Source organism: Caballeronia sp. SEWSISQ10-4 2 (assembly GCF_030464885.1).
Lineage (GTDB): Bacteria > Pseudomonadota > Gammaproteobacteria > Burkholderiales > Burkholderiaceae > Caballeronia.
Window position 1 is genome coordinate 202891 of record NZ_JALPRJ010000001.1, and the last position, 25846, is coordinate 228736.

24 protein-coding genes are annotated in these 25846 nt (G+C 60.9%); 10 read left to right on the forward strand and 14 right to left on the reverse strand.

Features of this window, described 5'->3' with window-relative positions:
* Positions 1 to 127: 127 nt before the first annotated feature.
* The 6 genes from M0D69_RS00895 to M0D69_RS00920 form a co-directional block, all read right to left on the reverse strand.
* Positions 128 to 391, reverse strand: coding sequence for a hypothetical protein (locus M0D69_RS00895; RefSeq protein WP_301780209.1), 264 nt, complete (start codon positions 389 to 391; stop codon positions 128 to 130).
* Between the two features lie 147 nt (positions 392 to 538).
* The gene (locus M0D69_RS00900) at positions 539 to 796 is read right to left on the reverse strand and encodes a hypothetical protein (RefSeq protein ID WP_301780210.1); all 258 of its coding nucleotides are present in this window, start codon (positions 794 to 796) and stop codon (positions 539 to 541) included.
* A gap of 337 nt (positions 797 to 1133) precedes the next feature.
* On the reverse strand, positions 1134 to 2540 hold the full coding sequence (locus tag M0D69_RS00905; RefSeq protein ID WP_301780211.1) for a sigma-54 dependent transcriptional regulator: 1407 nt from the start codon (positions 2538 to 2540) through the stop codon (positions 1134 to 1136).
* Positions 2541 to 2924: 384 nt separating this feature from the next.
* Complete coding sequence (locus tag M0D69_RS00910) at positions 2925 to 3185, reverse strand: hypothetical protein (RefSeq protein WP_301780212.1); 261 nt, start codon at positions 3183 to 3185, stop codon at positions 2925 to 2927.
* A 96-nt stretch (positions 3186 to 3281) separates the two neighbouring features.
* Positions 3282 to 3599, reverse strand: a complete 318-nt coding sequence (locus M0D69_RS00915; RefSeq protein ID WP_277049478.1) for a YqjD family protein — start codon at positions 3597 to 3599, stop codon at positions 3282 to 3284.
* Between the two features lie 60 nt (positions 3600 to 3659).
* Positions 3660 to 3995, reverse strand: a complete 336-nt coding sequence (locus M0D69_RS00920; protein ID WP_301780213.1) for a hypothetical protein — start codon at positions 3993 to 3995, stop codon at positions 3660 to 3662.
* Positions 3996 to 4489: 494 nt separating this feature from the next.
* Here M0D69_RS00920 and M0D69_RS00925 point away from each other — a divergent pair, with 494 nt between their 5' ends.
* The 3 genes from M0D69_RS00925 to M0D69_RS00935 all read left to right on the forward strand — a co-directional run bounded on the left by M0D69_RS00925 (position 4490) and on the right by M0D69_RS00935 (position 7496).
* Positions 4490 to 5560, forward strand: a complete 1071-nt coding sequence (locus M0D69_RS00925; RefSeq protein ID WP_301780214.1) for a sigma-54-dependent Fis family transcriptional regulator — start codon at positions 4490 to 4492, stop codon at positions 5558 to 5560.
* Positions 5561 to 6432: 872 nt separating this feature from the next.
* Positions 6433 to 6987, forward strand: coding sequence for a hypothetical protein (locus tag M0D69_RS00930; RefSeq protein WP_301780215.1), 555 nt, complete (start codon positions 6433 to 6435; stop codon positions 6985 to 6987).
* Positions 6984 to 7496: a hypothetical protein gene (locus tag M0D69_RS00935; protein ID WP_301780216.1), complete on the forward strand. Its 513-nt coding sequence runs from the start codon at positions 6984 to 6986 to the stop codon at positions 7494 to 7496. The genes M0D69_RS00930 and M0D69_RS00935 overlap by 4 nt, the downstream gene beginning before the upstream one ends.
* A 31-nt stretch (positions 7497 to 7527) precedes the next feature.
* Here M0D69_RS00935 and M0D69_RS00940 read toward each other — a convergent pair whose 3' ends face one another.
* The 3 genes from M0D69_RS00940 to M0D69_RS00950 form a co-directional block, all read right to left on the reverse strand.
* Positions 7528 to 7773: an autotransporter outer membrane beta-barrel domain-containing protein gene (locus tag M0D69_RS00940; RefSeq protein WP_301780348.1), complete on the reverse strand. Its 246-nt coding sequence runs from the start codon at positions 7771 to 7773 to the stop codon at positions 7528 to 7530.
* Between the two features lie 463 nt (positions 7774 to 8236).
* Positions 8237 to 9571 carry an AAA-associated domain-containing protein gene (locus tag M0D69_RS00945; RefSeq protein ID WP_301780217.1) on the reverse strand — a complete coding sequence of 445 codons (1335 nt, stop codon included), beginning with the start codon at positions 9569 to 9571 and terminating at the stop codon, positions 8237 to 8239.
* A gap of 91 nt (positions 9572 to 9662) precedes the next feature.
* Positions 9663 to 11444 (reverse strand): ABC transporter permease subunit, encoded by a 1782-nt coding sequence (locus tag M0D69_RS00950; protein WP_301780218.1) that lies wholly within the window; start codon positions 11442 to 11444, stop codon positions 9663 to 9665.
* A gap of 657 nt (positions 11445 to 12101) precedes the next feature.
* On the opposite strand from M0D69_RS00950, the gene M0D69_RS00955 reads away from it, so the two are divergent.
* Both M0D69_RS00955 and M0D69_RS00960 read left to right on the forward strand, forming a co-directional pair.
* On the forward strand, positions 12102 to 13778 hold the full coding sequence (locus M0D69_RS00955) for a sensor domain-containing diguanylate cyclase (protein ID WP_301780219.1): 1677 nt from the start codon (positions 12102 to 12104) through the stop codon (positions 13776 to 13778).
* 117 nt (positions 13779 to 13895) lie between these two features.
* Positions 13896 to 14159, forward strand: coding sequence for a hypothetical protein (locus tag M0D69_RS00960; RefSeq protein ID WP_031362550.1), 264 nt, complete (start codon positions 13896 to 13898; stop codon positions 14157 to 14159).
* A 96-nt stretch (positions 14160 to 14255) separates the two neighbouring features.
* Here M0D69_RS00960 and M0D69_RS00965 read toward each other — a convergent pair whose 3' ends face one another.
* Positions 14256 to 15608, reverse strand: a complete 1353-nt coding sequence (locus M0D69_RS00965; RefSeq protein WP_301780220.1) for an ATP-binding protein — start codon at positions 15606 to 15608, stop codon at positions 14256 to 14258.
* Positions 15592 to 16314 carry a response regulator gene (locus M0D69_RS00970; protein WP_047896230.1) on the reverse strand — a complete coding sequence of 241 codons (723 nt, stop codon included), beginning with the start codon at positions 16312 to 16314 and terminating at the stop codon, positions 15592 to 15594. Before M0D69_RS00970 ends, M0D69_RS00965 begins: the two co-directional genes overlap by 17 nt.
* A 218-nt stretch (positions 16315 to 16532) precedes the next feature.
* On the opposite strand from M0D69_RS00970, the gene M0D69_RS00975 reads away from it, so the two are divergent.
* Complete coding sequence (locus M0D69_RS00975) at positions 16533 to 17093, forward strand: periplasmic heavy metal sensor (RefSeq protein WP_301780221.1); 561 nt, start codon at positions 16533 to 16535, stop codon at positions 17091 to 17093.
* Between the two features lie 262 nt (positions 17094 to 17355).
* Here M0D69_RS00975 and M0D69_RS00980 read toward each other — a convergent pair whose 3' ends face one another.
* Positions 17356 to 18054 (reverse strand): pirin family protein, encoded by a 699-nt coding sequence (locus M0D69_RS00980; RefSeq protein WP_301780222.1) that lies wholly within the window; start codon positions 18052 to 18054, stop codon positions 17356 to 17358.
* A 506-nt stretch (positions 18055 to 18560) separates the two neighbouring features.
* Between M0D69_RS00980 and M0D69_RS00985 the strand changes: the two genes are divergently transcribed.
* The 4 genes from M0D69_RS00985 to M0D69_RS01000 all read left to right on the forward strand — a co-directional run bounded on the left by M0D69_RS00985 (position 18561) and on the right by M0D69_RS01000 (position 22538).
* Positions 18561 to 19250: an ABC transporter permease gene (locus tag M0D69_RS00985; protein ID WP_047896227.1), complete on the forward strand. Its 690-nt coding sequence runs from the start codon at positions 18561 to 18563 to the stop codon at positions 19248 to 19250.
* Positions 19251 to 19370: 120 nt separating this feature from the next.
* The gene (locus tag M0D69_RS00990) at positions 19371 to 20084 is read left to right on the forward strand and encodes an ABC transporter permease (RefSeq protein ID WP_301780223.1); all 714 of its coding nucleotides are present in this window, start codon (positions 19371 to 19373) and stop codon (positions 20082 to 20084) included.
* Positions 20085 to 20104: 20 nt separating this feature from the next.
* Positions 20105 to 20884, forward strand: coding sequence for an ABC transporter ATP-binding protein (locus M0D69_RS00995; RefSeq protein ID WP_301780224.1), 780 nt, complete (start codon positions 20105 to 20107; stop codon positions 20882 to 20884).
* A gap of 538 nt (positions 20885 to 21422) precedes the next feature.
* Positions 21423 to 22538, forward strand: coding sequence for a porin (locus M0D69_RS01000; RefSeq protein WP_301780225.1), 1116 nt, complete (start codon positions 21423 to 21425; stop codon positions 22536 to 22538).
* Positions 22539 to 23178: 640 nt separating this feature from the next.
* Here the strand turns inward: M0D69_RS01000 and M0D69_RS01005 are convergent.
* Together M0D69_RS01005 and pgl are read right to left on the reverse strand one after the other, a co-directional pair.
* Positions 23179 to 25107: a bifunctional transcriptional regulator/glucokinase gene (locus tag M0D69_RS01005; RefSeq protein WP_301780226.1), complete on the reverse strand. Its 1929-nt coding sequence runs from the start codon at positions 25105 to 25107 to the stop codon at positions 23179 to 23181.
* Positions 25085 to 25807, reverse strand: coding sequence for a 6-phosphogluconolactonase (gene pgl, locus M0D69_RS01010; protein WP_301780227.1), 723 nt, complete (start codon positions 25805 to 25807; stop codon positions 25085 to 25087). The genes M0D69_RS01005 and pgl overlap by 23 nt, the downstream gene beginning before the upstream one ends.
* Positions 25808 to 25846: the final 39 nt, after the last annotated feature.

Here is a 25846-nt window from a genome sequence, read left to right on the forward strand (position 1 = left end):
TTTACAATTTGGAAAATAAAAATTGTGTATAAATGTGACAGGCGAACAAAAACAAGCGGTTATAGCGCGCCACGCAGAAGATTTTCGTGGTGGCGCGCATCGCATGAAACGGCTGTATCGACGTGATTCAGGCGTCCTGTTCCGACCCGAGATCCCGTTGATAATCGATTCCTTCCTTCCGTATGCCGCCCTGGTTGTGGTCGCCGTCCGGCGGCACGCCCGGGGCCGGGCGGTTCTGTCCGGCGGGATCGTGCGGTGGTTGCAGGCTGCCTGGATCAGCCGGACTTCCGGGATCTGCAGCGGCGTCGGGCGGGGTCATTTTGGCTGGATCAGGCCGCGCTTCACGCTTCGATGAATGGCGTGCTGAACGACGGAGTGCGGGGTGCCTCATGGATGCCTCCAGAAAAGAAGGCCGTCGGAGAACAGGTTCGGCGACGGATTACCAACAAAATCCAGCAAAAACAACCGCACACATCACATCTATCCGGTCACTCTTGCGTAATGCGTTGTAATGCCTACAGCACCGATGGAAATATGTTCAATGCAACGTGCCCGAGACGTGCGGCGTTTCATTCGGCCCCGGAGGCGGATCGCCGATCGGTTGACTCGGCGGCGACGGCGGCTCGCGGGTCGGATCCGGAATCGTGTCGGGCGGCTCCTGCGGATCGGGCGACGGCGGCATGTCGGGATTGAACGGCGGGTCGGGCGGCTGCGGTGTTTGCGCGTGGACCGGCATGAAGCGTAACGTGAAGCATGACGTGCGCGATGGGCGTTGAAGCGAGGCGAGATCGGTCATGGCGGGCTCCCTGGATCTTATGATGATGACACTCGTCCGGATCTGGCGCCGCGGCCAATCCGGCCAAGGACTCTCGAGATTGGCTCGATGCGCTGCAAGGTGCCGGATCTCGCACGAGCCAAGCCATTCAGTCGCAGCAAAGGCCATGCCCCGAGTCCACGTAATGCTTGCATCAACCCACGGGCCTTTTGACATTATCGGCGCTGCATTCGCGAGCGCCAATGAAAAACGCCCGTCCAAAGCAGACATCTTTCGATGTCCCAATGACACGGGCGTTTGACTCACCTGCTGCTCGTTGCCGGCCATTACGCCGGCTTGAAAACCTTGAGCCCTGGTATCAGCGGCTGCCGGTACCGGCGTCGCCTACTTCGCTGGCTTCGCTGATCGCCGCCTTGTTCGCGGCGTCATCGCCGTATTCGACCAGCCGGTTGTACAGCGTCTTCAGGCTGATGCCGAGGATCTCCGCTGCCCGCGTCTTCACGCCGCCGCACTGTTCGAGCGTGGCGAGGATCAACTGACGATCCGCTTCAGCGAGCGACGTGCCGAATGGAATGGTGACCGCGGTTCCCGTCGATGGCTTCGCCAGCGAGATCTGCAACGGCACGGTCGCGGTACTGTCGGACTCGGCGCCCGACATGATGTACGCACGCTGCACGTAGTTCTTGAGCTCACGCACATTGCCCGGCCATGGATACGACGCAAGCATGTCGCGCACCGAGGGCGGAAACGTCTTCTTGGTGTTGTAGCGTGAATTAAGTTCGTCGAGGAACGCCTGGCCCAGCAACTCCACGTCGGCGCCACGATCGCGCAATGGCGGCAGGTTGATCGGGAACACGTTGAGCCGGTGATACAAGTCGAGCCGCAACTTGCCTTCGAGTACGGCCTGCTCCGGATCGCGGTTGGTCGCGGCGATCAGGCGCACATCGGTCTCGATTTCTTTCGTCGTACCGACCCGCATGAACATGCCGGTCTCGAGCACGCGCAGGAGTTTCACCTGCAGTTCGATCGGCATCTCGGTGATTTCATCGAGGAATAGCGTGCCGCCGTTCGCGCGTTCGAAGTAGCCCTTGTGCTGACGATCCGCGCCGGTGAACGAGCCGCGCTCATGCCCGAACATCTCCGATTCAATCAGGTTCGGCGAGATCGCTCCGCAGTTCACCGCGATAAACGAATGCTTGCGGCGCAGGCTCAGCTCGTGAAGCGTCTGCGCGGCGACTTCCTTGCCGGTACCCGATTCGCCGATCAGCAGCACCGACGCCGCCGTAGGCGCCACCCGGCCGATCTGGTCGTAGACCGTTTGCATGGCGGGAGAATTGCCGAGCATCAGACCGAAGCGGCCCATGCGGCGTAGTTCGCCTCGCAACGTGCCGATCTCGGCCTTGAGGTCGCCGGGACGCGGCAGGCGGCTCAGGATCGCCTTGACGCGCTGCATGTTGATGGGTTTGACGAGATAATCCGTCGCGCCCATCTTCAGCGCGTTGACCGCCGACTCCACGGTCGCGTGTCCGGTAATGACGATGATTTCCACGCCGGATCGGGGATCGAGATCCTCGAACAGATCGACGCCCGAACCATCGGGCAATTTAAGGTCCGTGAATACAACGTCCGGCGTCTGGCGCACAAGCTGAATCCGCGCTTCGCGCAGATCGCCCGCCGTGGCTGTTGTCAGTCCGTCTTCGCCGATGATCGCGGCTAGTGCCTCGCGGGTACTGGGATCGTCATCGACAATCAATACGTGTGGCATGCGTCTCGAATTTATCCAAAGCGTTGAGGGTCACACGATGCAGAAGGCGTCGTGGAGGTCTCTGGGACGGAGCTAAAAGAACTGCGCGCCACCAGGCCGAATGCGCACCGAGAGAAACTCAAGTACGCCGAAAGATGAAAGACTTTCCGGTTTCGCGAATGGCGCCTGACTGTATCGGGCAATTATTGCCATTTAGCAAAATTATTACTGAGGGTCAGTCGATTATAAGGCTTTATCAAGATGAAACGCACGCCAAGGCGTGCGTCTCGAATAGTCCGCTTAATAGTCCACTTACGTCATGCGCGGCGTACACACCTCATGCTCAGGTAGCACTCAGGTAGCACATCAAGCAGCGCAATTTGAGCCGGCAAACTCGTGTGAATTTCAGCTATGCGGAAAGTGCCACGCCTCCGGTGTGCCACCCAGCGTGCCGTTGCCCTGGCCGTTCGACGACCTGACCGGCGACACAGGCGTGGCAGCTGATGCGCTCGCCGGCGTGACGACCTTGCCGCCCTCGCCCTCCCAGCGATGGAGTTCACGCGCTCCGCGTTTTGAAGCGTCGCGTTGGGATTGCGCCCAGCGCCAGGCAAGCACGCCGCCTATCGCGAACAACGCACCGAACAGGCCGAATTTGGGTCGTGCCATTGTGTTTCCTCCGTTTGTTGCGATGTGTTGCGATGTGTTGCGATGATCGGTCGCGGTGATCGCGTTTGTCGCAATCGTCGCGGTTATCGGTCGCGGTTATCGCGAAACCAGAATGCCCGCCAAGAAGCCGATGCCCGCCGCAATGCCCAGCGCCTGCCACGGGTTGTCGCGCGTGTATTGCACGGTACCGTCCAGACTCGCGCGATATCGCTCCTGCGCGGTGGATTGCGCTGCTTCGAGCGCGTTGCGCGCTGCATCGACGTGCTCTCGCAAGCGCGTACGCAACGCGTCGACACCTTCAGCAGGCAGCGACGCGCTCAGCCTCACGAGCTCTTCCGAATCGTTCAGCAAGACCTTGATGTCTTCGATGATCTTCTGCCTGCCCAGTGACATCTGGACAGTGGTTTGACTCATGCTCATGTTATGAAACCCCTTGCCATTGACTATCGTTGAGTGCTCTTAAGTTGAGTGCCCTTAAGTGCCCTTAATGTCTGACGAATGCACCGACTGCGCCGAGCGCTGCAGTCGCATGGCGCGCAGCATGCCGCCGAGCACCAGCGCGCCACCCAGCGCTCCAAACACCGCACTCGTAAAACCCGCCGCGTGCGCGAGCGTCGGCGTACCGGCAGCGCACGCCATCACCACGCACATCAGCGCGGTAACCAGCGCAACCGCGGCCCAGTGATAAACGTTGATCGGTTCAGCCGAGAGGAGTTCCGGACGCTCGGCTGCGCGCTGCGGCGCGCGTACCCGGCGGACGGGGCGCATGCGCTGTTGCACGGGAATGTCGAAATGAAGGGAATCTTCCATGGCTTCTTGCCGGTTATCGGCCGTTCTATTGCAGATGCCACCCTCTGCGCAGATTTCGTGCCATCCCGGTCAAACAAGGTCGGTCGGGCTCTATTCATTAACGATTGCATAGGTCGAGTAGCATCGAACGCGTAACTATTACGCCCGTCGTAGGTAAATTTCAGGCGGTATCGGTGAAGCTTTCCGGCGCGCGCTCATTCGTATGCTTATTCGGTGTCCGATTGCGTGACAAAGCTCAAAGCCCACACAAAGCACATTGCCGCTGAGTCGTTACGAATGGTTAAATACGGTTTATGAGATAAGCCGCATGCACGTACCGGCCATTGCAACAACTGGACCGGTGCCCGTCGAACGATGCTTCGCCCACTCGAGCGGCAGTGAGAATCCAGTTTGCCACCCGACGCGGCGACGACCCGCTCGACCTTGCGGCGCCGCCGTGTCTTCCCCCAGCGGCCGACTTGTCGCCCGAACAACATTTGCAGGACAAAAGACTCATGGCGTCAACCGATCTGGACTTGCCGGCCGTTGCTTCCGGCGACGCGCCATCGCAGAAAAAACGCAGTGCGGGTGAAATCGCCGGGCTGAAGTCGTACGGGCTTTTGTACGGATCGTCGCCCGTGATGATGGAGCTTTACTCGCAGATCGAACGTGTCGCCGCCACCGATGCCACCGCGTTGATCATCGGTGAATCAGGGACGGGCAAGGAGTTGATTGCGCGTACGATCCACGACCAGAGCGTGCGCCGCGAAGCGCCGTTCGTCGCCGTGAATTGCGGCGCGATCCCTGACAACCTGATTGAACCCGAACTCTTCGGCCATGAGAAGGGCAGCTTCACGGGTGCCGTGCAGGGACGCCTGGGTTACTTCGAGCATGCGAATGGCGGCACGCTGTTCCTCGATGAAGTGACAGAGATGTCGCCGGTACGCCAGGTCAAGTTGCTGCGTGCGCTTGAAACGGGAACGTTCTTTCGTGTGGGCGGCAATGACCTGATTCACTCGGATGTCCGCGTGATTGCGGCGACCAATCGCGACCCTATCGTGGCGGTGAAAGAGAACGGCTTGCGGGAAGACCTGATGTATCGGCTTGCCGTATTTCCGTTGCGCGCGCCGCCTTTGCGTGAACGCGATACCGACCGCGAATTTCTTGCGCAGCACTTTCTCGCCGAGATGAACGCGCAGGAAGGCACGAACAAGTCCTTTAGCAAACGCGCGTTGGACATGCTGCGTACGTACTCATGGCCGGGCAATGTGCGTGAGTTGAAGAACACGGTGTATCGCGCGTTTATTCTTGCCGAGAAGACGGTGGAAATCGCGCATCCGCATCTGACGTCGCGGGTTAAAAAGCCGGTCACGCAAGGCGATGCGATGAACGTGTGGGTCGGCACGCCGCTCGCCGATGCACAGAAGCAGATCATCCTCGGCACGCTCAAGCATTGTGGAGGAGATAAGCGACGCGCCGCCAAGGCGCTCGGCGTGAGCCTCAAGACTCTGTACAACCGTCTCGGTATTTACGAGAACGAAGGCGGCGAGGCGGATTCATCGACGTCGACGGGTGCTGAGGGGTAGCTGTTGTTTTCGTTCGCACTCGGGGTTGGATGGGGTCTGCTGGCGCTCGCGCGGCGGGATGGGTGCCGGGTTGCTGCTTTCAGTGCGAGCGGTCTGCTTGAGTTGGATTTTCTCTTTATCACTATTAGCCACTGTGCGTGGCAGCACGTCATTTTGCAAACGCGCAAAGAAACGCGTTTCCAACCATCGTCGAGTTAGTGTCCCTAGCGTGCAGGCCATAGTTTTTGGCACCTGATAGCACGGTGCTCGCCAGACTGCAGGATGTGTGAACCCCTCCTTCTCGCGAATCCTGACACGAACACGTTTCGCCCCTAACACTCTCGGGCAAGCACGATGACCCACGAACCAGTACGGCCTCACGTGTATTCGTTGCCTCGTTTCGTGGTGGGTTGACTACGAGATCTGCGAGGATATTTTTGCAGTGGTTGTTTGCGGATAGCGCGGGGTGTTCCTTGGGCAGGTTCAGTCACTGATGGCGAAGCGTGTAGGTATCCGTGTTCGGAGAGGTCGGGGTTCAAACATCGGTGATGTCTGGCAAGCACCGTGCTATCAGGTGCCAAAAACTTCTATAAAGGCCGAAAGCACCAACCCGGCATTGCTCCAGTCCCAAGAGCGCAAGAACTCCCGCAAGAACCCCCGCAAGAACCCCAAACCAAACCCCAAGTGCGAACGACCCCATTTGTGACGGTAGTTTTTCATTTCCCGTATTACGTTCCCCGTATTTGCAATTTCTTGCAAATTTCTTTGCCCTTCATTTCGCTGCGTCATTCAAAATGCGCGGGCGCTCCGATTGCTTAGTGTTCCTTCAGTGCGCACAAGCAAGCCGGCTGCCGTCATCGAAAGAATAAGGAAAGGCGAGGAAGGTACAGCACATGCAGAAAACGATTCACCGGCGTCCCCCCAACGCCGTCGCACTGGTAACGCTCATGATCGGAGCGCTCGCATGCTCCACCCTTTCAGGTTGTAACTCCCTATATGGCGAAGGCGCCGTGGCAGGTGCCGGGATTGCCGGCGCGGCTATCGCGGGCAGCGTCACCAGGAATGCCGCAGTGGCAACCGGCATCGGCCTGGGCGCCGTCGCCGCGGCCAAAGCAGGCGTGCAATATAGCGAGCGCGTCATGCACACCTATACACAGGACAGGATCGCTGGCGCAGCCGGGCCGCTTGCCGTTGGGGCAGTGGCAACGTGGGCCGCGGTGCATTCGGTGCCTATCGAACCAGATGAGAAAGGCCGCGTGACGGTCAGCCGGACCATCAGCACCGGCACGCTCGACTGCAAGGAAATCGTCTTCTCCGTCGATACCGACGCCACCAAGGATCATCCCGCCGACAGCGGCTTCTACGTAGCCTCCATCTGCCGCGACGGCCAGACCTGGAAGTGGGCGTCAGCGGAACCTGCTACGCCGCGCTGGGGCGCGCTGCAATGAGGCCCGGCCTCAGCTTGATACTCGCGGCCGGCGTCGCCGCGAGCTGCGTCTTCATGAGCGGCTGCGGGTCGATCGGCGCCGCGGCCGGCGCGGCAGCGGGCGTTTCAACGGGCGTGGTCACCAGCAATCCTGCGATTGGCTTCGGCGTGGGTATCGCGGTCCAGGCCGCCACCGACGAAGCCATCCAGCGCCTCATGAAACGCCTGCACACCGACCAGCAGATCGCGATAGCAACCACCGTGGGCGACCTGCCCATCGGCGATACGAAACCGTGGCGCGTGAAGCACGGGCTGCCAGTGGAGAACGGCCACGGCGACGTGCGCGTGCTGCGCGAGTTCAGCAGCGCACTGGCCACATGCCGGGAGTTTGCGTTCTCCGTCGCCGACGGTGACAAACCCGATGCACATCAGGACTGGTTCCTCGCCCAGGCATGCAAGGGCAATGACAGTGGCGGCTGGAAATGGGCATCGGCGGAACCGGCGGTGGAGCGCTGGGGGAATCTACAGTAGCAACCGGCGGGGTCGACGCTTCGAGTGCGCTTCACCAGCGCCAGTGCACACCTGCGTCCCCGCCTATCGTCGTGCGACGCGCGCCGGTCACGTTCATCGCGTAATGCACGTTCACGAATACGCTGCCGCGCGCCGTCACGTTCACGTCCACCCCGGCCGTGACGTCGGCGATCGCCGCCGATGACGGCGCTGGAGTCACCGTCGTGCCGCCAAACGTCACGTGGTTCGTGGCATTGAAATAACGCCAGAGATTCACGCGTGCATACGGCTGCCAGATCGCGCAGTCCTTCCATCCGGCTCGTCAGGCGCAAGCCGAGGCGGGCTGCGAGGGAGTTGGTGTTCGTGACAAGCCCTGGCGAAGCATCAAGGGACACGACGCCGTGCGCGTTCGATCCGAATACATCGATGGACCCGTGATTTGTCAGCGTCGTGCTGCCGGCTGCCGATCCACGGTCCGCGAACAAACCGTACGCACGCGCGCCTGCGGTCGTAATCGCGCCGTTGTTGACGAGCGCGTCCCTGGATGTTTGGGCGGCCATACCGTGGGAGTCATCGCCGGAAGTGGCAAGCGTGCCGTTGTTGGTCAGCACGCCGCCGCCCGCCGCGGACAAATCCAGCATCGCCGCCGACCCCGTTCCGCTAGTGCCCAAACACAACGCGCAAAATGCAAAAAACGCGGCGTCCGTTTCCGGATCAGCCGCGTTTTTTTGCGCCAGCCAGCGCCCTTCAATCTCCGCGCATCAGGACTCGACGTCTTCCAGACTGAAAATCTCGGTCTGGTCGTTGTACGAGAAAATCTCGCCGTAACGGCCCCAGTTGATCACCGCGTCGAGCGTCTCCTCGGCGGCTTTATCGGAGAGGAAATCTTCCAGTTCCTGCTCGAAGCGCACGCGCGGCGCACGATGCCCCGGCCGCTCGTTCAACACCTTCTTGATCCGCGCTGCCAGCGGCACGTGCCGCAACAGATGCTCCGCGAACATCATCTTGCGTTCCTGCGTCCCGAATTCGGCGAACACGCGCGCCGGCGGGGTCAGGAAAATGTCGCCCTCGCGCACATCGGCGAAACCGAGATGCTGCAGCACTTCGGCCACCGGAAACAGATCGTCCACTTCCAGATGCAGCGAACGCGCGATCTCCGGCATGTCGGCGCGGCCGTGGTACGGATCGGCGGCAAGCGTCTCGATCAGACCGGCCATCAGGTTGGTCGACACCTGCGGCAGCCAGCTGCTCAGCTCCAGGCCCTTCTTCTTCCCTTCGTCAAGTTGACGCGCGGTCATCTTGGCGTAGATGTCATCGACCAGACGGCGAAACGCCGGATCGAGACGATTGCGCGGATGCTTGAACGGCACGCGGATCTCGGCCATCACGCGCCCCGGATTCGATGCGAGCACCAAAATCCGGTCGCACATGAACACCGCTTCTTCAATGTTGTGCGTCACGATCAGCACCGACTTGATCGGCATCTTGCCCTGCGTCCAGAGATCAAGCAGGTCAGTACGCAAGTTTTCAGCGGTCAGCACGTCGAGCGCGGAAAACGGCTCGTCCATCAGCAGCAGCGTGGGGTCGACCACCAGCGCGCGCGCAAAACCCACGCGCTGGCGCATCCCGCCCGACAACTCGCGCGGATACGCGTTCTCGAACCCGTCGAGACCGATCAGGTCGATTGCTGCCAACGCACGCTCGCGCCGCACCTTCGCCGGCACACCCTGCGCTTCCAGCCCCGCTTCCACGTTCTGCAGCACGGTCAGCCAGGGGAACAGCGCGAAGGTCTGGAACACCATCGCGACGCCTTTGGCCGGGCCGCTCAGCGGCTCGTTCAGATAGGTGACCTGGCCGCCGGTCGGCTCGATCAGGCCGGCGATGATCCGCAGCAGCGTTGATTTGCCGGAACCCGAACGGCCGAGCAGCCCGACGATCTCGCCTTCGTTAAGCGTCAGGTTCACGTCTTCGAGCACGAGCAGCTCGCCCTGTGTCTTGTTAAAACCGCGACTGACGTCTTCGACGCGCAGGATTTCCTGGCCGAGGCGCGGCGGCATCGGCGGCGTTTGGGTGGTCGTATTCGTCTGCGTTGACATAGGCGCTCGCGCGTTGCTGATTACAAGAATTTAACGATGTGGCCGCTGGCGGCAGGCGTTCAGCCGGTATGTAACAGATCCCGCATCACGCTCAGTCCAGCCTCAGGCGCGCTTCGGCGTAGGCGAACAACGGTCGCCACAGGAGCCGGTTAAAGAGCGTGACGAACAGTGACATTACCGCGATCCCGAGGATGATTTTCGGGTAATCACCGTTGGCTGTGCTTTCCGCGATATACGCGCCAAGCCCGTGCGCCACGATTTTCGTATTGCCCCACGACACCGCCTCAGCCACGATACTCGCGTTCCACGCGCCGCCCGACGCCGTGATCGCACCGGTCACGTAGTACGGGAAGATGCCCGGCAAGATGGCCTGGCGCCACCACTGCCAGCCCTTGATCTGGAAATTGGTGGCCGCTTCGCGGTAATCGTTCGGATACGACGTGGCCCCGGCGATCACGTTGAAAAGGATATACCACTGCGTGCCAAGCACGATCAGCGGCGAGAGCCAGATATCCGGGTTCAGATTGAACTTCACGATCACCACGACAAACACCGGGAACAGCAGGTTCGCCGGGAACGCGGCCAGGAATTGCGCGAGCGGCTGGATCTTGCTGGCCAATGCGGGGCGCAAGCCGATCAGCACGCCGATGGGCACCCAGATCACCGAAGCGACCGCAATCAGCACCGCCACCCGAAACAGCGTGATCAGTCCCAGCCAGACAACATGTCCGACTTCGCTCCAGGTCACACCGGTGCTCACGAAGACTGTCACCTTCCACACGACGAACACAGTGAGCGCCAGCACGATGGTGGCCCACACAATATCGCCGGTACGGGACGGATTACGGGACTTGCTGCGCGCCGAAGCCAACGCGCCGCCTATCTGGAACTTCGGCAGGCGGCCTTGCAGCGACGGCAGCGTCAGCGGCACCCGGGCCAGCTTGCCGATCATCCAGCCCGCTGGCACAAGCAACTGGTGAATCAGGCGCGTGCGGCGAATCAGGTCGAGCAGCCACGACTCCGGCACGTTGCCCGAACTGGTGTTTTCCATGCGGAATTTGTCGGCCCAGGCAACCAGCGGGCGAAACATGAGCTGATCGTAAGCCAGGATCACGACGGTCATCGCCAGGATCACCCAGCCGATCGCGCCAAGATTGCGCTCGCCGATAGCCGTCGCCAGATACGCGCCGACACCCGGCAGCACGATGGTGCGATTGCCGACCACGATGGCTTCTGAAGCGACCACGAAGAACCAGCCGCCCGACATCGACATCATCATGTTCCAGATGAGGCCGGGCATCGAAAACGGCACTTCGAGCTTCCAGAAGCGCTGCCAGTTGGTCAGGTGGAAACCGCGTGAGACTTCGTCCAGGTCGCGCGGCACGGTGCGCAGCGACTGATAGAAGCTGAAAGTCATGTTCCACGCCTGGCTCGTGAAAATGGCGAAGATCGCCGCCAGTTCCGCGCCGAATACGCGGCCCGGGAACAACGCCAGGAAGAACGTGACCGTGAACGAGATATAGCCGAGCACCGGCACCGACTGGAGGATGTCCAGGATCGGCACGAGCACCATGGACGCCCGCCGGCTCTTGGCCGCGAGCGTGCCGTAGATCAGCGTGAAAAGCAGCGACGCCACCATGGCGGCCAGCATGCGCAGCGTGGTGCGCAGCGCGTATTCGGGCAGGTTCGCCGGATCGAGCGAGATGGCCTGGGTTTGCAGCGTCGAGATGGGTGCGAGCGTCTCGTGAAAACCGACTGCGGTCAGCGCGAGCACGCAGATAATCAGCGGGAACGCGACGAAGTCCCATCGATTAGGCAGGAGACGCCACGCCGAAGCGTTCGCCGTGCGAGTCAGGTTAAAGCCAAAATCCATTACACGCCCTTCCCGTTTAGGCTCGTTGCAGCCGGCACCGTCGCGTGAGGCTACGTCCAGCGTCCGTGTTTTTGTTTGTAAGCGGGGTAACTCCCGCTCCCCCTTATCCGCCGGCGCGCGCAGCGGAGTTCTGCACGATCCAGCGCGCGTCCGGCGCCGCCACGCCCCCGGCGACACACAAGTTGACTATTTCAGAATCGCACGACACTACACCAACCTTCGTTTCACGCACAACCTCGGCGGGCGGGTTTATGTCGTGTATGTACGATCGGGCCACCCTTCACCTCACCCTTCACCTGCGCCAGCGACTAAACGGCTAACCCCCTGCCGGCGTGGACACACCGTTCAGAAAAGCACGCTCGCGCCGATAAGAACTTGATGGCCAAAAGAAAACGTCGTCCAATCGGGGCGTACGGGCATGAGCCGCGTTGGGTGAAGCCGCGCAAACCTGTGCCATCGGGACTGGGGCCGGTCGCGACGGGGCAGACAAAGCATGGTGTGCGGCTGACGCCAGTTCCGTCGCCCAAGCAAACGGCGCGTGGACCAACTATCGCAGTGCGCGCGATTGCGCCCGGTAAGATGCTCATATGCCGGTAAAACATTCATAACATGCTCGTGGCGCGGAGTCGCGCCACAGTCAGACAGGCCAGAGGATCGATGAACAAGACAACCTTCCACCGCGCCATCGCGACGCTCGCCTTCGCGTTGCTCGCATGCGTGTGCTGGGTTGCCGCCGGGTTGGCGTCGGACCGAATGGTACAGCAAGAATTGGCCACTTCGATGCACGTGGAACAGCAAATGGCCGCGTCCATCGTCGACAACACCGCGCAGATCATTGCCAGCGACCTCGCCATGTCGCGGGCAATCCCGGCCACTATCGCCGAAATGGACATGATCCAGCTGGCGCTCGCGCAATCCCACAGTTCCGCCAGCGAAACCGCCGCAACCGACTCCGAGCGGCGCACAAGGTGGCTCGCCGTACCGGCGCTCATGAGAATCGGCAATTTCCTGCGCAACGCCCGTGGCTTCACGGGTCTCGACTACGTGTGGGTGGTCAATAGCGACGGTTTTTGCGTCGCGTCGAGCAATGGCATCGACACGAACAGCTTTGTCGGCGTCGACATGCGGGCGCGAGGTTATATCCAGAAAGCGCTGCTCGGCGCGTTCAACGAAACCTACGGCGTGGGCCGGACGAACGGCGATCCGGGGATTTTCATCGCGACGCCGGTATATCGCGACGGTTTCCTGGTGGGCGCGGTGATCGCGAAAGTGAGCGTCGACCGCTTGCGCCACTGGGTGGCGCGCGCGGGAACGTTCGTCACCGACAACAACGGCGTGATCGTGATGGCGCACGAAAGCCAGCTCGAAAACCGCGTGATGCCCGATTCGCCGGTGCTGCGGATGTCGCGTGCGGAGCGGATGGATGCGTATCGCCGGGTCGACTTTCGCACGTTCCGGATTACGAACATCGGCGAACGGGTGCGTATGGATGCGCCCTGGCTGCCGCCCACGCTCTCGCGCGCATTTTTCGCCGCCGACGACAGCACCGCGCCCTCTCTCTATGACGAGCGCACTGGCCTGAACTCGGGGCTGGCCGCGCATATTGTCCATCCGCTGCCGAACTGGGCGGAAATCGTGAGCAATCAACGGCGTGACCGGCTGCTTGTGTTCATCACGGCGCTGGGTGTCAGCCTGCTGGCAATCGTGATTGCCGTGTCGTACCTCCGTGAGCGGCGGTTACACCGGGCCACGCGTCATCTCGCCGACCAGCTGCAGTCGGCCAATACGCTGTTGTCCGCCGAAGCGCGCCACGACGCGCTGACCGGGGCGCTGTCACGGCGTTATTTCCTCGATACCTTGCGCCGCGAAGTCGATCTGGCGCGCTCGGCGGGCATGCCGATGTCGGTTGCGATCGCCGATCTGGATCATTTCAAGCAGGTCAACGACCGCTTCGGCCATGCAACCGGCGACCGCGCGCTCGAGCATTTCGTGAGGATGTGCGAAGAGCAACTGCGCGCAAGCGACGGTGTCGGGAGATTGGGCGGCGAAGAGTTTGGGCTGCTGCTGCCGCAAACAGCACTCGCCGATGCCCACACGGTTCTCGAACGCTTGCGCACGCGCTTCAACCAGGAGCATTGCGCCTATCTCCCGGACGAGACCACGCTGAGCGTGAGCATTGGCATAACGGAGCTGAGCGACGGCGACACCGCCGAAAACCTGCTCAAGCGCGCGGATCTGGCGTTGTATGCGGCGAAATCGGGAGGACGCGACCGCACCGAAGTGCATCCGGCGGACAGCAAGCCGCCTATGCCGCGACATCCTGAAACGGCCTGACACGAAGTTAAAACAGGAAATAAGCGAAAGATTGGCCGAACGGCGTACTGGGGAAGCGGCGTGACAGCAGGTATTATCGATCTTCAAGTTCGATATCTGCCGTTATCAGGAGGGTGCATGAAGGGAAATCTGGTCATTGTCTGCCGCGATCAGGACGCTGACGCATTCGATCACTTGCTGGCCGAATATGGTGCGTTCCAGACGCGACTCTCTTCGACTGCCTGGTATTTGCGTCTCGACGTCGCGCCCGAAGTAATTCAGGAGGAAATCCTGGCGCGGTTCGGCAAATACACGACGCACTATATTTTCGAGGCCGCCACGGTGACGTACAACACCGTCGACAGTGAAGCGGCTTCTGCGCTTAATACCTTGTTCGACTAGCGTTTTCGCTCGTGCGAGAGTTGGCTTGAAGGGGGTTCTGCCAGCGGCCGAACCCTCGCCCGCTGGCGCGAGCCCCCTCGAAGGCCAATCGCACGATCACATCATGCGCATTTCATGGAGCGCGTCTCCGTGCAGCATCTCGGCCGAGCGCGCCACGACATCGAAAGAAAAGGTCATGGTGATCTGCAGACCGCCTTCCTCGCGATTGCGGATGTCGCATTCTCCGCCCGCACGCCGCACCAGCCGCTCCACAATGGCCAGCCCGAGCCCGCTGTGGCCACTGCCGCCTCGCGCCGGGTCCAGCCTCACAAAAGGCCGGCTCGCCTTGATGAGATCCTGCGCCGCGATCCCGCTGCCGTTATCCATGACGCGCAAAATCCAGCCATTCGCCCCGCGCAATGTTTCGATCACAACCGGCGGCGCGCCGTATGCGTGAGCGTTGTCGAGCAGATTCGACAGCAAGCGGTCAAGTGTCGCGGCCGGCAAGGCAAAATCGCGCCCCGCCGTGAGCCGGGTCTGAACGGACGGCGCGCCCACCGTGACCGCACGATAACTGCGTGCAATGCGCTCACACTGCTGATCGACTTCCGCGGGCTCACTTCGATCCGAGCCGTCGTGCGCGAACACCAGGAACTGGTCGACAATATGCGCCATGGAATCAACGTCGCGCACCACGCCATCGCGCACCTTCGCTTCATCCATCATTTCAGCACGCAGCCGCAAGCGCGCAAGCGGCGTCTTGAGATCGTGCGCAACACCCGCGAGCATGACCGCGCGATCGCTTTCCGTCTGCTCGACTTCGCGCACCATCTGGTTGAAACCGTGAGTCAGTTGCCGCAGTTCCCGAGGACCACGCTCGGGCACCGGCGGAGTGGGTTCGCCCCGGCCGAAGCGCCCGACCGCCTGCGCCAGCGAGCGCAACGGCGTCTGTAATTGCCATGCCGCAAACAGCGCAGCCATGACAGCCGTGGAGAAAATAATTGCCAGCCACAGCAGCATCCGGTCGCGCGAGCGCGGCGGACGCAACGGCTGCACCGGCACGACAATCCAGTTGACGTCCTTCGCGCCGCGCACCCAAAGACGCGGCGGACCGCCCGGCTCGCCGACCCGAACGTCGGTACCGTCCGGCAAACGATCCCGCAAGTCTTCGATAAACCGCCCGAACGACGGCGGCATGCGATTGGTATCGGCATCGGTGAAGGGTTTGGGGATCTCGGGACTGCCGGGCTCGACTACGCGCACGCTAGATGGCAGCGGTTGATCCGGTGAATTCGCGATGTGCTGGCGCACGGCGTCGACCAGGAACGCGGCTTCTTCTACCGCATAGCGGGTTTGCGTCTGATCGCGCTCTAGCCGGATGACCGTGAACCACGCGACGTGCGACAACACCAACACGCCGATGACCAGCACAACCAGCCGGCCGAACAGCGAATCAATGGGCCGACGCATTTTGCTCGCCGTCCGGCACGAACACGTAACCGCGCCCGCGCACCGTCTGGATGAAGCGCGGCGTGGACGGATCCGTTTCGAGAATACGGCGCAGACGCCACACCTGCACGTCGATACCCCGGTCCGTGCCGTCGTATTCGGGACCGTGCAGCAGTTCGAGCAGGCGCTCGCGCGTCAGCGTGCGCATGGGGTGATTGACGAAAATCTTCAGCAATGCGAATTCGCTGCCCGACAGCGTGAGCGGCGTCTCGTCCTGATGGAGCGTGCGCGACTGGAAGTCGAGCCGGAACCGCCCGAATGAAAACGGTTCGCGCTGCTCGGGCGCCGCCGACGGAATCGTGCGGCGCCGGCGCAATACCGCCTGCACGCGCGCCAGCAACTCGCGCGGATTGAACGGCTTGCCGAGGTAGTCGTCAGCACCGAGTTCCAGTCCGACGATGCGGTCCACGTCGTCCGCGCGCGCCGTCAGCATGATCACCGGGATGTCGTCACCCGATGCACGAAGTTTGCGCAACGCGGTCAGTCCGTCCACACCCGGCATCATCAGGTCGAGCACGATCAGGTCCGGGCGCTCGCGTTCGAGGCGCCGTTCGAGTGTGCCTGCGTCATGCAGCACCGATACCTCGATGCCCTGCCGGACCAGGTAGTCGCGCAGAAGGTCGCGCAGTTCAGCGTCGTCGTCGACGACAAGTATTTGAGTAGCCATGCGACGCAGTTTAACGCCTGCGCGGGGCCACAAGATTGCAAACCCTCCAGAAACGGTTACTGGGTGTTACCGCGAAAGCCGAAAGTAAACCGGCGTAATAACGGGGCCGCTACTCGTAACACGCGCTTCCCGGCGACTGTCTACGCTGTGTCTTACCGAAGGCGTGACCATCGAAAAGGCGCCGCCAGATCGGCTTTGAAAATCAAAAGGAGTACACCATGTTGAAGCAGTCCCGATTCCTTGCCATCACCGCTGCTGCGCTCGCTTTATCGCTTGGCGCGGTCAACGCCGCCAGCGCAGCCGCGCCGGACGCGCAGCCGCCCGCAGGCCCGGGCATGATGGGCGGCCCCGGCGGTCATGACGGGCATAAAATGGAAATGCGGATGAAGAAAGAGTTGGACAAGTTGCACGGCCAACTGAATCTCAACGCAGACCAGGAAAAGCTGTGGCAATCCGCGCTCGAGACCATGAAGCAGAATCATGCGGCCATGCGTCAAAGCCACGAGCAGATGCGTGCACAAATGCAAACAGTCAAACAGCAACCCATCCTCGATCTGAACGCCATGTACGCGGCGCATCAGAAGATCGAGCAACAGAACGCCCAGTTGCGCGACCAGACCAGCGCCGCATGGCTTAACTTCTATAACGCGCTGAACGACCAGCAGAAAACCACGGTCAGCACGGCGCTCAAGCAGCGTTTTGCAAAAATGGAAGCGCGCCGGGAGCACTGGGGTGAGCACCGTGGCATGCAGGGAGGCGCGTCGGCGGCCAATCCTTGATCGTTGCTTAAGAATCAGCGACGAGGATTGAACCGGCACGGTTCGCCGGTTCAATCCAATGGCGTCCGACGAGCCGCCGACCCGCGGCCGGGCGAAACGATCGCAGTACGCCGCGGTACACCGCAGTACACACCACGCTGCGGCAGCATCCGGACACCATCCGGGCAAATCGAAGCGCACATCAAAAAGGCCGCGGAATGACTTCCGCGGCCTTCTGCCCATCTATCCAGCCGAAGCCGGCAAGACCAACCGCTAACGTCGTTTATGCCAGATCGAACAGGATGACTTCTGCGCCGGCGCCTTGATCCAGCGTGACCTTCGACACCCCTTCGAGCTTCGCAGCGTCGCCGGCAACCAGCGCTTCGCCGTTCACCGAAATCGCTCCCCGCGCTACGTGAACATAAACACGACGCCCCGCCGGCACGTCGAATTCGGCGCGCTCTTCGCCATCGAAAAGACCTGCGTAAACCTCAGCATCGGCACCCAGCTTCACGGCGCCATCCCGCCCATTCGGCGATGCAATCACCCGCAGCCGGCCACGCTTTTCAGCGTCGTCGAAATGCTTCTCCTCGTAGTCCGGCGCATTGCCCATTGTGTCGGGGATGATCCAGATCTGCAGGAAATGCGCGGTCTCAGTGGCTGAGCCGTTGAACTCGCTGTGCCGCACGCCCGTGCCGGCGCTCATGCGCTGAACGTCGCCAGGATGGATGGTCGAGCCGTTGCCCATGCTGTCCTTATGCGCCAGTCCGCCTTCGAGCACATAACTGATGATCTCCATGTCGCGATGGCCGTGTGCCCCGAAACCCTGGCCGCCCGCGACGCGATCTTCGTTGATCACCCGCAGCGCGCCGAAATGCACGTGCTTCGGGTCGTCATAGCCGGCGAAAGAAAAGCTGTGATACGAATCGAGCCAGCCGTGGTTAGCGTGGCCGCGTTCATTGGCGCGTCGAATTTCGAACATGTCGAACTCCCGGTGATATTGCGATGGAGAGAATGTAAGGGCGCACAGCCCGCTCGACAACCGCCTGCGCGGGCACCACACCGTCCCGAAAATGCATGTAATCGTGACAATGCGTGGCGTTGCCCGGGGATATCGGAGAACCGGAAGCCTGGATCGACGTCCGGGCGCTCACTGCGGCTTCGGGTAGAATACCGGCCTTTTCAGAGGTCGCCGGGTGCCGGAAGATTCTATGCCTCGCCGGAAAGCCGCGCCGGGAAAGCCTCGACGCGCAGCCGGAGATTTCAGCCGATGTCGCGGTTTTTTTCGGCTCTGAGGCCGTTCTCGGCAAAGCGCACCAATTTTGGACACCTAGAATAAGCACCGCCGAAGATGGTCGGGTGGCAGCGGGGCACCTAAGCGCGGTCGAAGCGACGACAATGGCGGCCACGCGAATTCAGGCAAAAAAACGCGGCTGAACAGGCAACAGCAAAGGCCACGGCCCAAGCGCACGTCATCAAGGAATCACCATGTTTCTGCAAGGCTACGGGCCGCTTATCCTCTCGGGCACATGGCAAACCGTCAAGCTGGCGGTCTTGTCGCTCGTGTTCGCATTCGTGATCGGCCTCCTTGGCGCGGCGGCGAAACTGTCGAGAAACCGCGTCTCGTCGGGCGTCGGTACGATCTACACGACGCTCGTGCGCGGTGTTCCCGATCTCGTGCTCATGCTGCTGTTGTTCTACAGCATCCAGATCTGGCTCAATCACCTCACCGACTTCCTGGGCTGGGATCAGATCGATATCGACCCGTTCGTCGCCGGCGTCGTCGTGCTCGGTTTTATCTACGGCGCGTATTTCACCGAAACCTTCCGCGGTGCGTTTCTCTCGGTGCCGCGCGGCCAGCTTGAAGCGGGCGCGGCATACGGCATGACGCCGTGGCAAACCTTCTCGCGGATCATGTTTCCGCAGATGATGCGTTTCGCGCTGCCGGGCATCGGCAATAACTGGCAAGTGATGGTGAAAGCGACGGCCCTGGTGTCGATCATCGGTCTGGCGGACGTGGTGAAGGCCGCCCAGGACGCCGGCAAGGGCACGTTGCGGTTCTTCTTTTTCACGTTGCTCGCCGGCGCGGTTTATCTCGTGATCACGACGCTGTCGAATCTCGTGCTGATGTGGCTCGAACGGCGTTACTCGTCGGGCGTGCGCAAGGCCGATCTTTAGCCATAAACGAGTCATAAACGAGTCGTAAGCGAGCCATAAGCAGCATGCGGCGTTTCTGTTCCAGCGCCCTCGCTCAAAGATAAAAACCAGCGAATCCAGACACCCCACGCGGCGGAATCCATGCTCGACATCATCCAGGAATACTGGCGCAACTATTTGTTCACCGACGGTTATCGCGTCACCGGCCTTGCCATCACCTTGTGGCTGCTGGTTGTATCGATAGCGCTCGGCTTCTGCCTGTCGATCCCGTTGTCGGTCGCGCGGGTATCGAAAAACAAGTTTCTCTCGCGCGGCGTCTGGGTCTACACGTATATCTTTCGCGGCACGCCGCTCTACGTGCAACTGCTGCTCTGCTACACGGGCCTCTACAGCTTGCAGGTGGTCCGCGACCACGTGCTGCTCAACCAGTTTTTCCGCGATGGCATGCACTGCACGCTGCTCGCATTCACGCTGAACACCTGCGCGTACACGACCGAGATCTTCGCCGGCGCAATCCGCGCGACGCCTTACGGTGAGATCGAAGCGGCGCGTGCATACGGAATGTCGTCGTTCACGCTTTACCGGCGCGTGATCCTGCCGTCGGCGCTGCGCCGGGCGCTCCCGTACTACAGCAACGAAGTGATCCTGATGCTGCATGCCACCACCGTCGCGTTCACCGCGACCGTGCCGGACATCCTCAAGATCGCCCGCGATGTGAACTCCGCTACGTATCAGTCGTTCCAGGCGTTCGGCATCGCCGCCCTGCTCTATCTGTTTATCTCGTTCGCGCTCGTGTGGCTGTTTCGCCGTGCCGAGTATCACTGGCTCGCCTACTTGCGGCCGCAGGGTAAATAAGCCTCAAGGATCGGCACATCATGAATACACCGGCATCCAAGCTTTTCGTCGACGACCTGCACAAGCAGTACGGCGACAACGAGGTCCTGAAGGGCGTTTCGCTAAGGGCGAAAGCCGGCGATGTGATCAGCATCATCGGCTCGTCGGGGTCGGGCAAGAGCACGATGCTTCGCTGCATCAACTTTCTGGAACAGCCGAACCAGGGCCGGATTTTCGTCGATGGCGAGGAGATCCGTACGCTCAAGGACAAGTACGGCGCGCTGAAAGTGGCTGAGCCCAAGCAGTTGCAGCGCATGCGCACACGCTTGTCCATGGTGTTCCAGCACTTCAACTTGTGGTCGCACCTGAGCGTGATGGAAAACGTGATGGAAGCGCCGCTCAAGGTGCTGGGGTTATCGAAGCAGGAAGCCCAGGACCGGGCACGCAGGTATCTCGAGAAAGTGGGACTGGCTCCTCGGCTGGAAAAACAGTATCCATCGCATCTGTCGGGCGGCCAGCAGCAACGCGTGGCGATTGCGCGTGCGCTGGCCATGCATCCCGACGTCATGCTCTTCGATGAACCCACCTCTGCGCTCGATCCCGAACTGGTGGGTGAAGTGCTGAAGGTGATGCAGACGCTGGCCGAGGAAGGCCGCACGATGATCGTGGTGACGCACGAAATGGCGTTCGCCCGCAACGTGTCGAATCACGTGGTGTTCCTGCATCAGGGACGTATTGAGGAGGAAGGACATCCCGACGCCGTTTTCGGCAATCCCCGCAGCGAGCGCCTCAGGCAATTTCTGTCGGGCAGCCTGAAGTAAAACTACATGCAACCGGAGATGGAAATCTGAAAGCGCCCCAAGGGGCGCTTTTTTAGTTGTTATATCTAAACACGCACTCGTTTTTAAGCTCCGGCGTATTAACCTCACGCGCATCGTCCGTCAATAGAGGCAATCCATAGCGTTAAGATTAAAGAGCGCTGACTTCCTTATCCCATAAGGCTTTTCGAGTCGTTTCCCATAGTTTGTGCAATCTCGCAACACACCAATCATTGCATTTTCGAGACAGAAAGTAGGCAAACAACAATTTTCTTGGCGGCACAAAGGTATTTTGCTAAATTAGTAATCAAAGTACGGAAACGAAGTTCATTAAAAGTAGTTTTACTTCAAAAAGAACTGAGGAGACACCAATCCCAAAGGTTGGTTGTGACGCGGGAGGATCATTCGACATGCCGCCCCACGTCACGGACACCGCCCCTTCGGGTGTCACCCCTCTAAATAGTTTCCGGTTCGGTGCGCTGACACCGAACCAATACCGCCGCACTTGGGCTTCTATTTTTTGACAGGGTTGGAGGAGATGATGAAGAAAGCTTTGCTCGCGGCTTCGCTGCTGACGGTCGGCGTTGCGGCACACGCCCAAAGTAGCGTGACGCTCTATGGCCGGCTCGACGCCGGTCTGGAATACATGACGGGCGTGCCGACAACCTCGGCTACTGCTGGCGGCGCTGCTACCGGCAGCGGACACCGCTTCCGCGCAGAATCGGGCGACTGGGGTACCAGCCTGTGGGGTATGAAGGGCGTTGAAGATCTGGGTGGCGGCAACAAGGCCGTGTTCCAGTTGGAAGGCAGCTTCAACACCATGACCGGCGCGGGCCCGGGCGGTGGCGGCCTCTTCAATCGCTGGGCGACAGTCGGTATCGCCAATGACCAGTTCGGTACCTTCTTGCTGGGTCGCGAACTCTTCATCTCGAACGGCGTGTGGGACTTCGATCCGTTCGGTCAGTCGAACTGGTCGTCGGCTTCGCTGGTACGTGGCCGCAACTGGCCGCAATCGAGCAACAACGTGTCGTACCAATCGCCGAAGATCGCAGGCTTTGACTTCTACGGTCAGTACGCCTTGTCGAACGCAACGAGCTGGAACGGTAACGGCACGACGGCTCAGGGCCGTGAGGCTGGTGCGCAGATCACGTACACGGCATCGCTGTTCCAGATCCGTGGCCTGTACGACGAAATTCGCAACCCGGCCAACGGCGCGCTTACCGACCCGTACAACTTCTCGCGTGAATACATGCTCGGCGCGAACGTGTTCCTGGGCCAATTCAAGTTGCAGGCCGTGTATCAGGCATCGCGTACTTCAGGCGGCGCAGCATCAACGTCGGTGTCCGGTTCGACCTCAACCGATCAGGAATGGGGTGGCGTAACGTGGCAAGCAACGCCGGCTGCAGCTTTGATCGCAGCGGTCTATCACGTCAATGCGAACAAGGGCGGCGGCAACGGCAACATCTACACCGTTGGTGGCACGTACAACCTGTCGAAGCGCACGCTGCTCGACATCCAGATCGCGACAGTGCGCAACAGCAAGACGGCCAACTACGGCCTGAACGCGAACGCTGCGGGTGACACGGTTTCCACCGACAACCCGCTGCCGGGTCACAGCCAGTCTGGTGTGTACGCTGGTATCCAGCACTCGTTCTAAGCTGAACGAAATAGCCGGAGCAAGGGCGACAGAGAGAGACTTATAAGGTTTTCACGCTGCTGCGAGAGGCGCGTATCGGTGCGGTGTCCGAAAGGGCATCGCACCGTTTTTTATTTTTGTCGGCACCAGCGAAGGGGGCGTTCGCACTCGGGGTTGGGGGTTGGGGGTTGGGGTTTCGGGTTCTTGCGCTCGTGGGAGGGGGTTGGTGCCGGGTTGCTGCTTTCAGTGTTAGTGGGCTGCGGGAGTTAGCTGATTTTTTTTATCACTATTAGCCACTGTGCGTGGCAGCACGTCATTTCTTTGTAAACGCGCAAAGAAACGAAGCAAAGAAACGCGTTTCCAACCACGGGCAAGTTAGTGTCCCTAGCGTGCAGGCTAGAAGTTTTTGGCACCTGATAGCACGGTGCTCGCCAGACTCACCAATGCTTGAAACCCTCCTTCTCGCGAATCCCGACACGAACACGCTTCGCCACCAACACTCTCGGGCAAGTTCAAGCGCCCCAAAAACCCGTACCGCTTCTTGTCTCTTGTGTCATCTGTGTCATTTGCGCGCTTTGCGTTCGGCCAGCCCCAAACACAAAAGCCGCCGATGCGAATCTCGCATCGGCGGCCTCTTACTGCCGCAGTCAATCAAACGCCGTTAATCACGTGCTATGCCCGCCGCGCCGTGACTCAGCCAGTCAAGCACTGCGCCCGTGTCGTCGTCGCCCGCTTCCCGCACCTTCGTCATCGCCTCACTCACGTCAGCGCTCGCGTTCGGCACCGCTCGACGGATCGCCACGCCAACCGCAAGAATGTCGATCATCACGAGATGCAGAATGCGCGAAATCATCGACATCTGTGATTCACGAATCTCAATGTGATCGGTTTCCAGCGCCACCGTCGCGCGCTTCGCCAACGGCGTGTTGCTCGACGTAATGGCCACGACCGTCGCGCCCTGCTGCATCGCAATCTCAAGCACACGCAACAACTCAGGCGCACGCCCCGACTTCGATACAGCCACAATCACATCGCCCTTGCCCAGCAACGCCGCCGACGCCGCCTGCATGTACAGGTCGCCATAAGCAATGGTCGGGATACCAAAACGGAAGAACTTGTAGTGCGCGTCCTGCGCCACGATGTTCGAATTGCCCAACCCATAAAACTCGATTCGCCGGGCACCATTAAGGATATCGATGGCACGTTCCACGTGATCGAAGTTCAGGTGCTCACGCAGTTGCAGGATGGCCGACACGGTATTGTCGAGCACCTTCGCGCCGAAATCCGTGGCGGTGTCGCCAAGATGCACCTGGCTGTGACTCACCGGTATCGTGCCGGTCAAACCCGTCGCCAGCTTCAGCTTGAAATCCGACAAGCCCTGGCAACCGAGCGACCGGCAAAAACGGATCACCGTCGGCTGGCTGACGTCAGCTTTGCGAGCAATATCGATAATCGGATCATTGATGATCGAACGCGGATGGTTCAGCGCAAGGTCGGCCACACGGCGCTCGGCAGGCGTCAATGCATCGCGCATCTGGCGGATACGCTCGAACACCGCGGACGAGCCGCCGTTCGCGCGATTCGACAGTTGCTCGGACAGAATCGCCGATACCCCGAGAAACGCCGGATATTCCGCCGTGATGATGAACGTGGGCACGCTCGACAAATACTGCTGAAAGCGCCCTTTCGCTTCAAAGCGCTCGCGAAACGGCGACTTCGTGAACAACTCGCCCAGCTTCAGCACCACCCCGCCGCCAATAAATATCCCGCCCAGCGCACCCAACGTCACCGCGATATTGCCGGCAAACGTGCCGAGAATCCCGCAGAAACAATTGACGGTTTCAAGTGCGAGCGCCTCGCCATCGTGCGCGCGCTGCGTGATGCCGGCCGATTCGAGATCGTCCGGCACGCTCACGCCATCGCGGTCGGCAAGCGCCTGATAAATCAGCAAAAGACCGGGGCCAGCCGCCACGCGTTCGAACGACACATGCGGCCATTTCATGCGCGCAAACCGCATCACCAGGTCTTCGCGTTCATTCGACGGCGCGAAGCTCGCATGGCCACCTTCGCTGCCAAGTGCGATCCAGCGGTCATCGGCAGGAATCAGGCCGGACACGCCCAGGCCCGTACCCGGCCCAAGCAAGCCGATCACACTGTTCTGCCGGCGTGAACCGCCGCCGACTTGCACCCGCTGTGCATCGGTCAGGCCAGGCAACGCCATGGCCAAAGCGGTGAAGTCGTTGACGACCAGCAGCGTGTCGAAGCCAAGCGCGCGGCGCGTGGCCTCGATCGAAAAGCTCCAGTCGTGATTCGTCATCGAGACGTGATCGCCGTCCACCGGATTCGCGATCGCCACGGCCGCGTGATTGACGCGGCTCACCTTGATGTCCTTCAGATATTGCTGCATCGCTTCAGCAATGCCCGGATAGTCGCGGCCGGGATACACGCGGATTTCGCCAATCACGCCCGGCGCCGCTTCGAGCGCAAAACGCGCGTTCGTGCCGCCAACATCGGCCAAAAGCCTTGGTCCGTCGGCGTGCTGACTTCCGGCCGCTACCGGTACGGCCTTACTTTGCACACCAGTAGACATCGAGCCTGACTCCTTGAGCATTAGCCAACGTCGAGATGGCGTTTTTTTGCGGCGCGGCAAGCGCAGCGTTTAGTACATCCAGCTTCTTCTGGCCACTAATGAACAGATAGAGCTGCTTGACGTCTTTGAGCGCAGACATCGACAAGGAAACACGCGCGTGCGGCGCACTGCCCGGATGAACCGAGATAAACCGGTCAGCGGTCGATATGGCGAAATCCCACTCGGGCGCATCGGCGAAAATGGACGCCGTATGCCCGTCTTCACCCATGCCGAGCACGGCGACATCCGGCACCCGGCGCTGTGCATCTGCGTTCAGGTCGGCAATGTGCGCGTCCAGCGGACGCGACGTGTCCACCAGCGGCAGGAAATAGGCGCCGCTCGCCGCGTTCTGCAACAGCGTTTCATGCGCGAGGCGCGCATTGCTTGCGCTGTCGGTCTCCGGCACCCAGCGGTCGTCGACCAGGGTGACGTCGATATGCGCCCAGTCGAGCGCGCGGGTCGAAAGGGTTTGCAAGAATGGCTTCGGGCTCGTGCCGCCCGATACGGCGAGCGTTGCGTGTTGGGTGCGGTTGCCAGCCACAGCGGCATCTGCCGACGCCGCTCCGCGAGCCGCGAGCGTTGCGGTAAGCGCGTCGCCTACCGCTTCTGCCAATGCGTCGGATTGGACGCTTGGCTCGTCAAAAGTATGAAGCTCGATCACTGCTCCTCCATGCTGCCTTGTTTTGGTTTCATTTCGCCC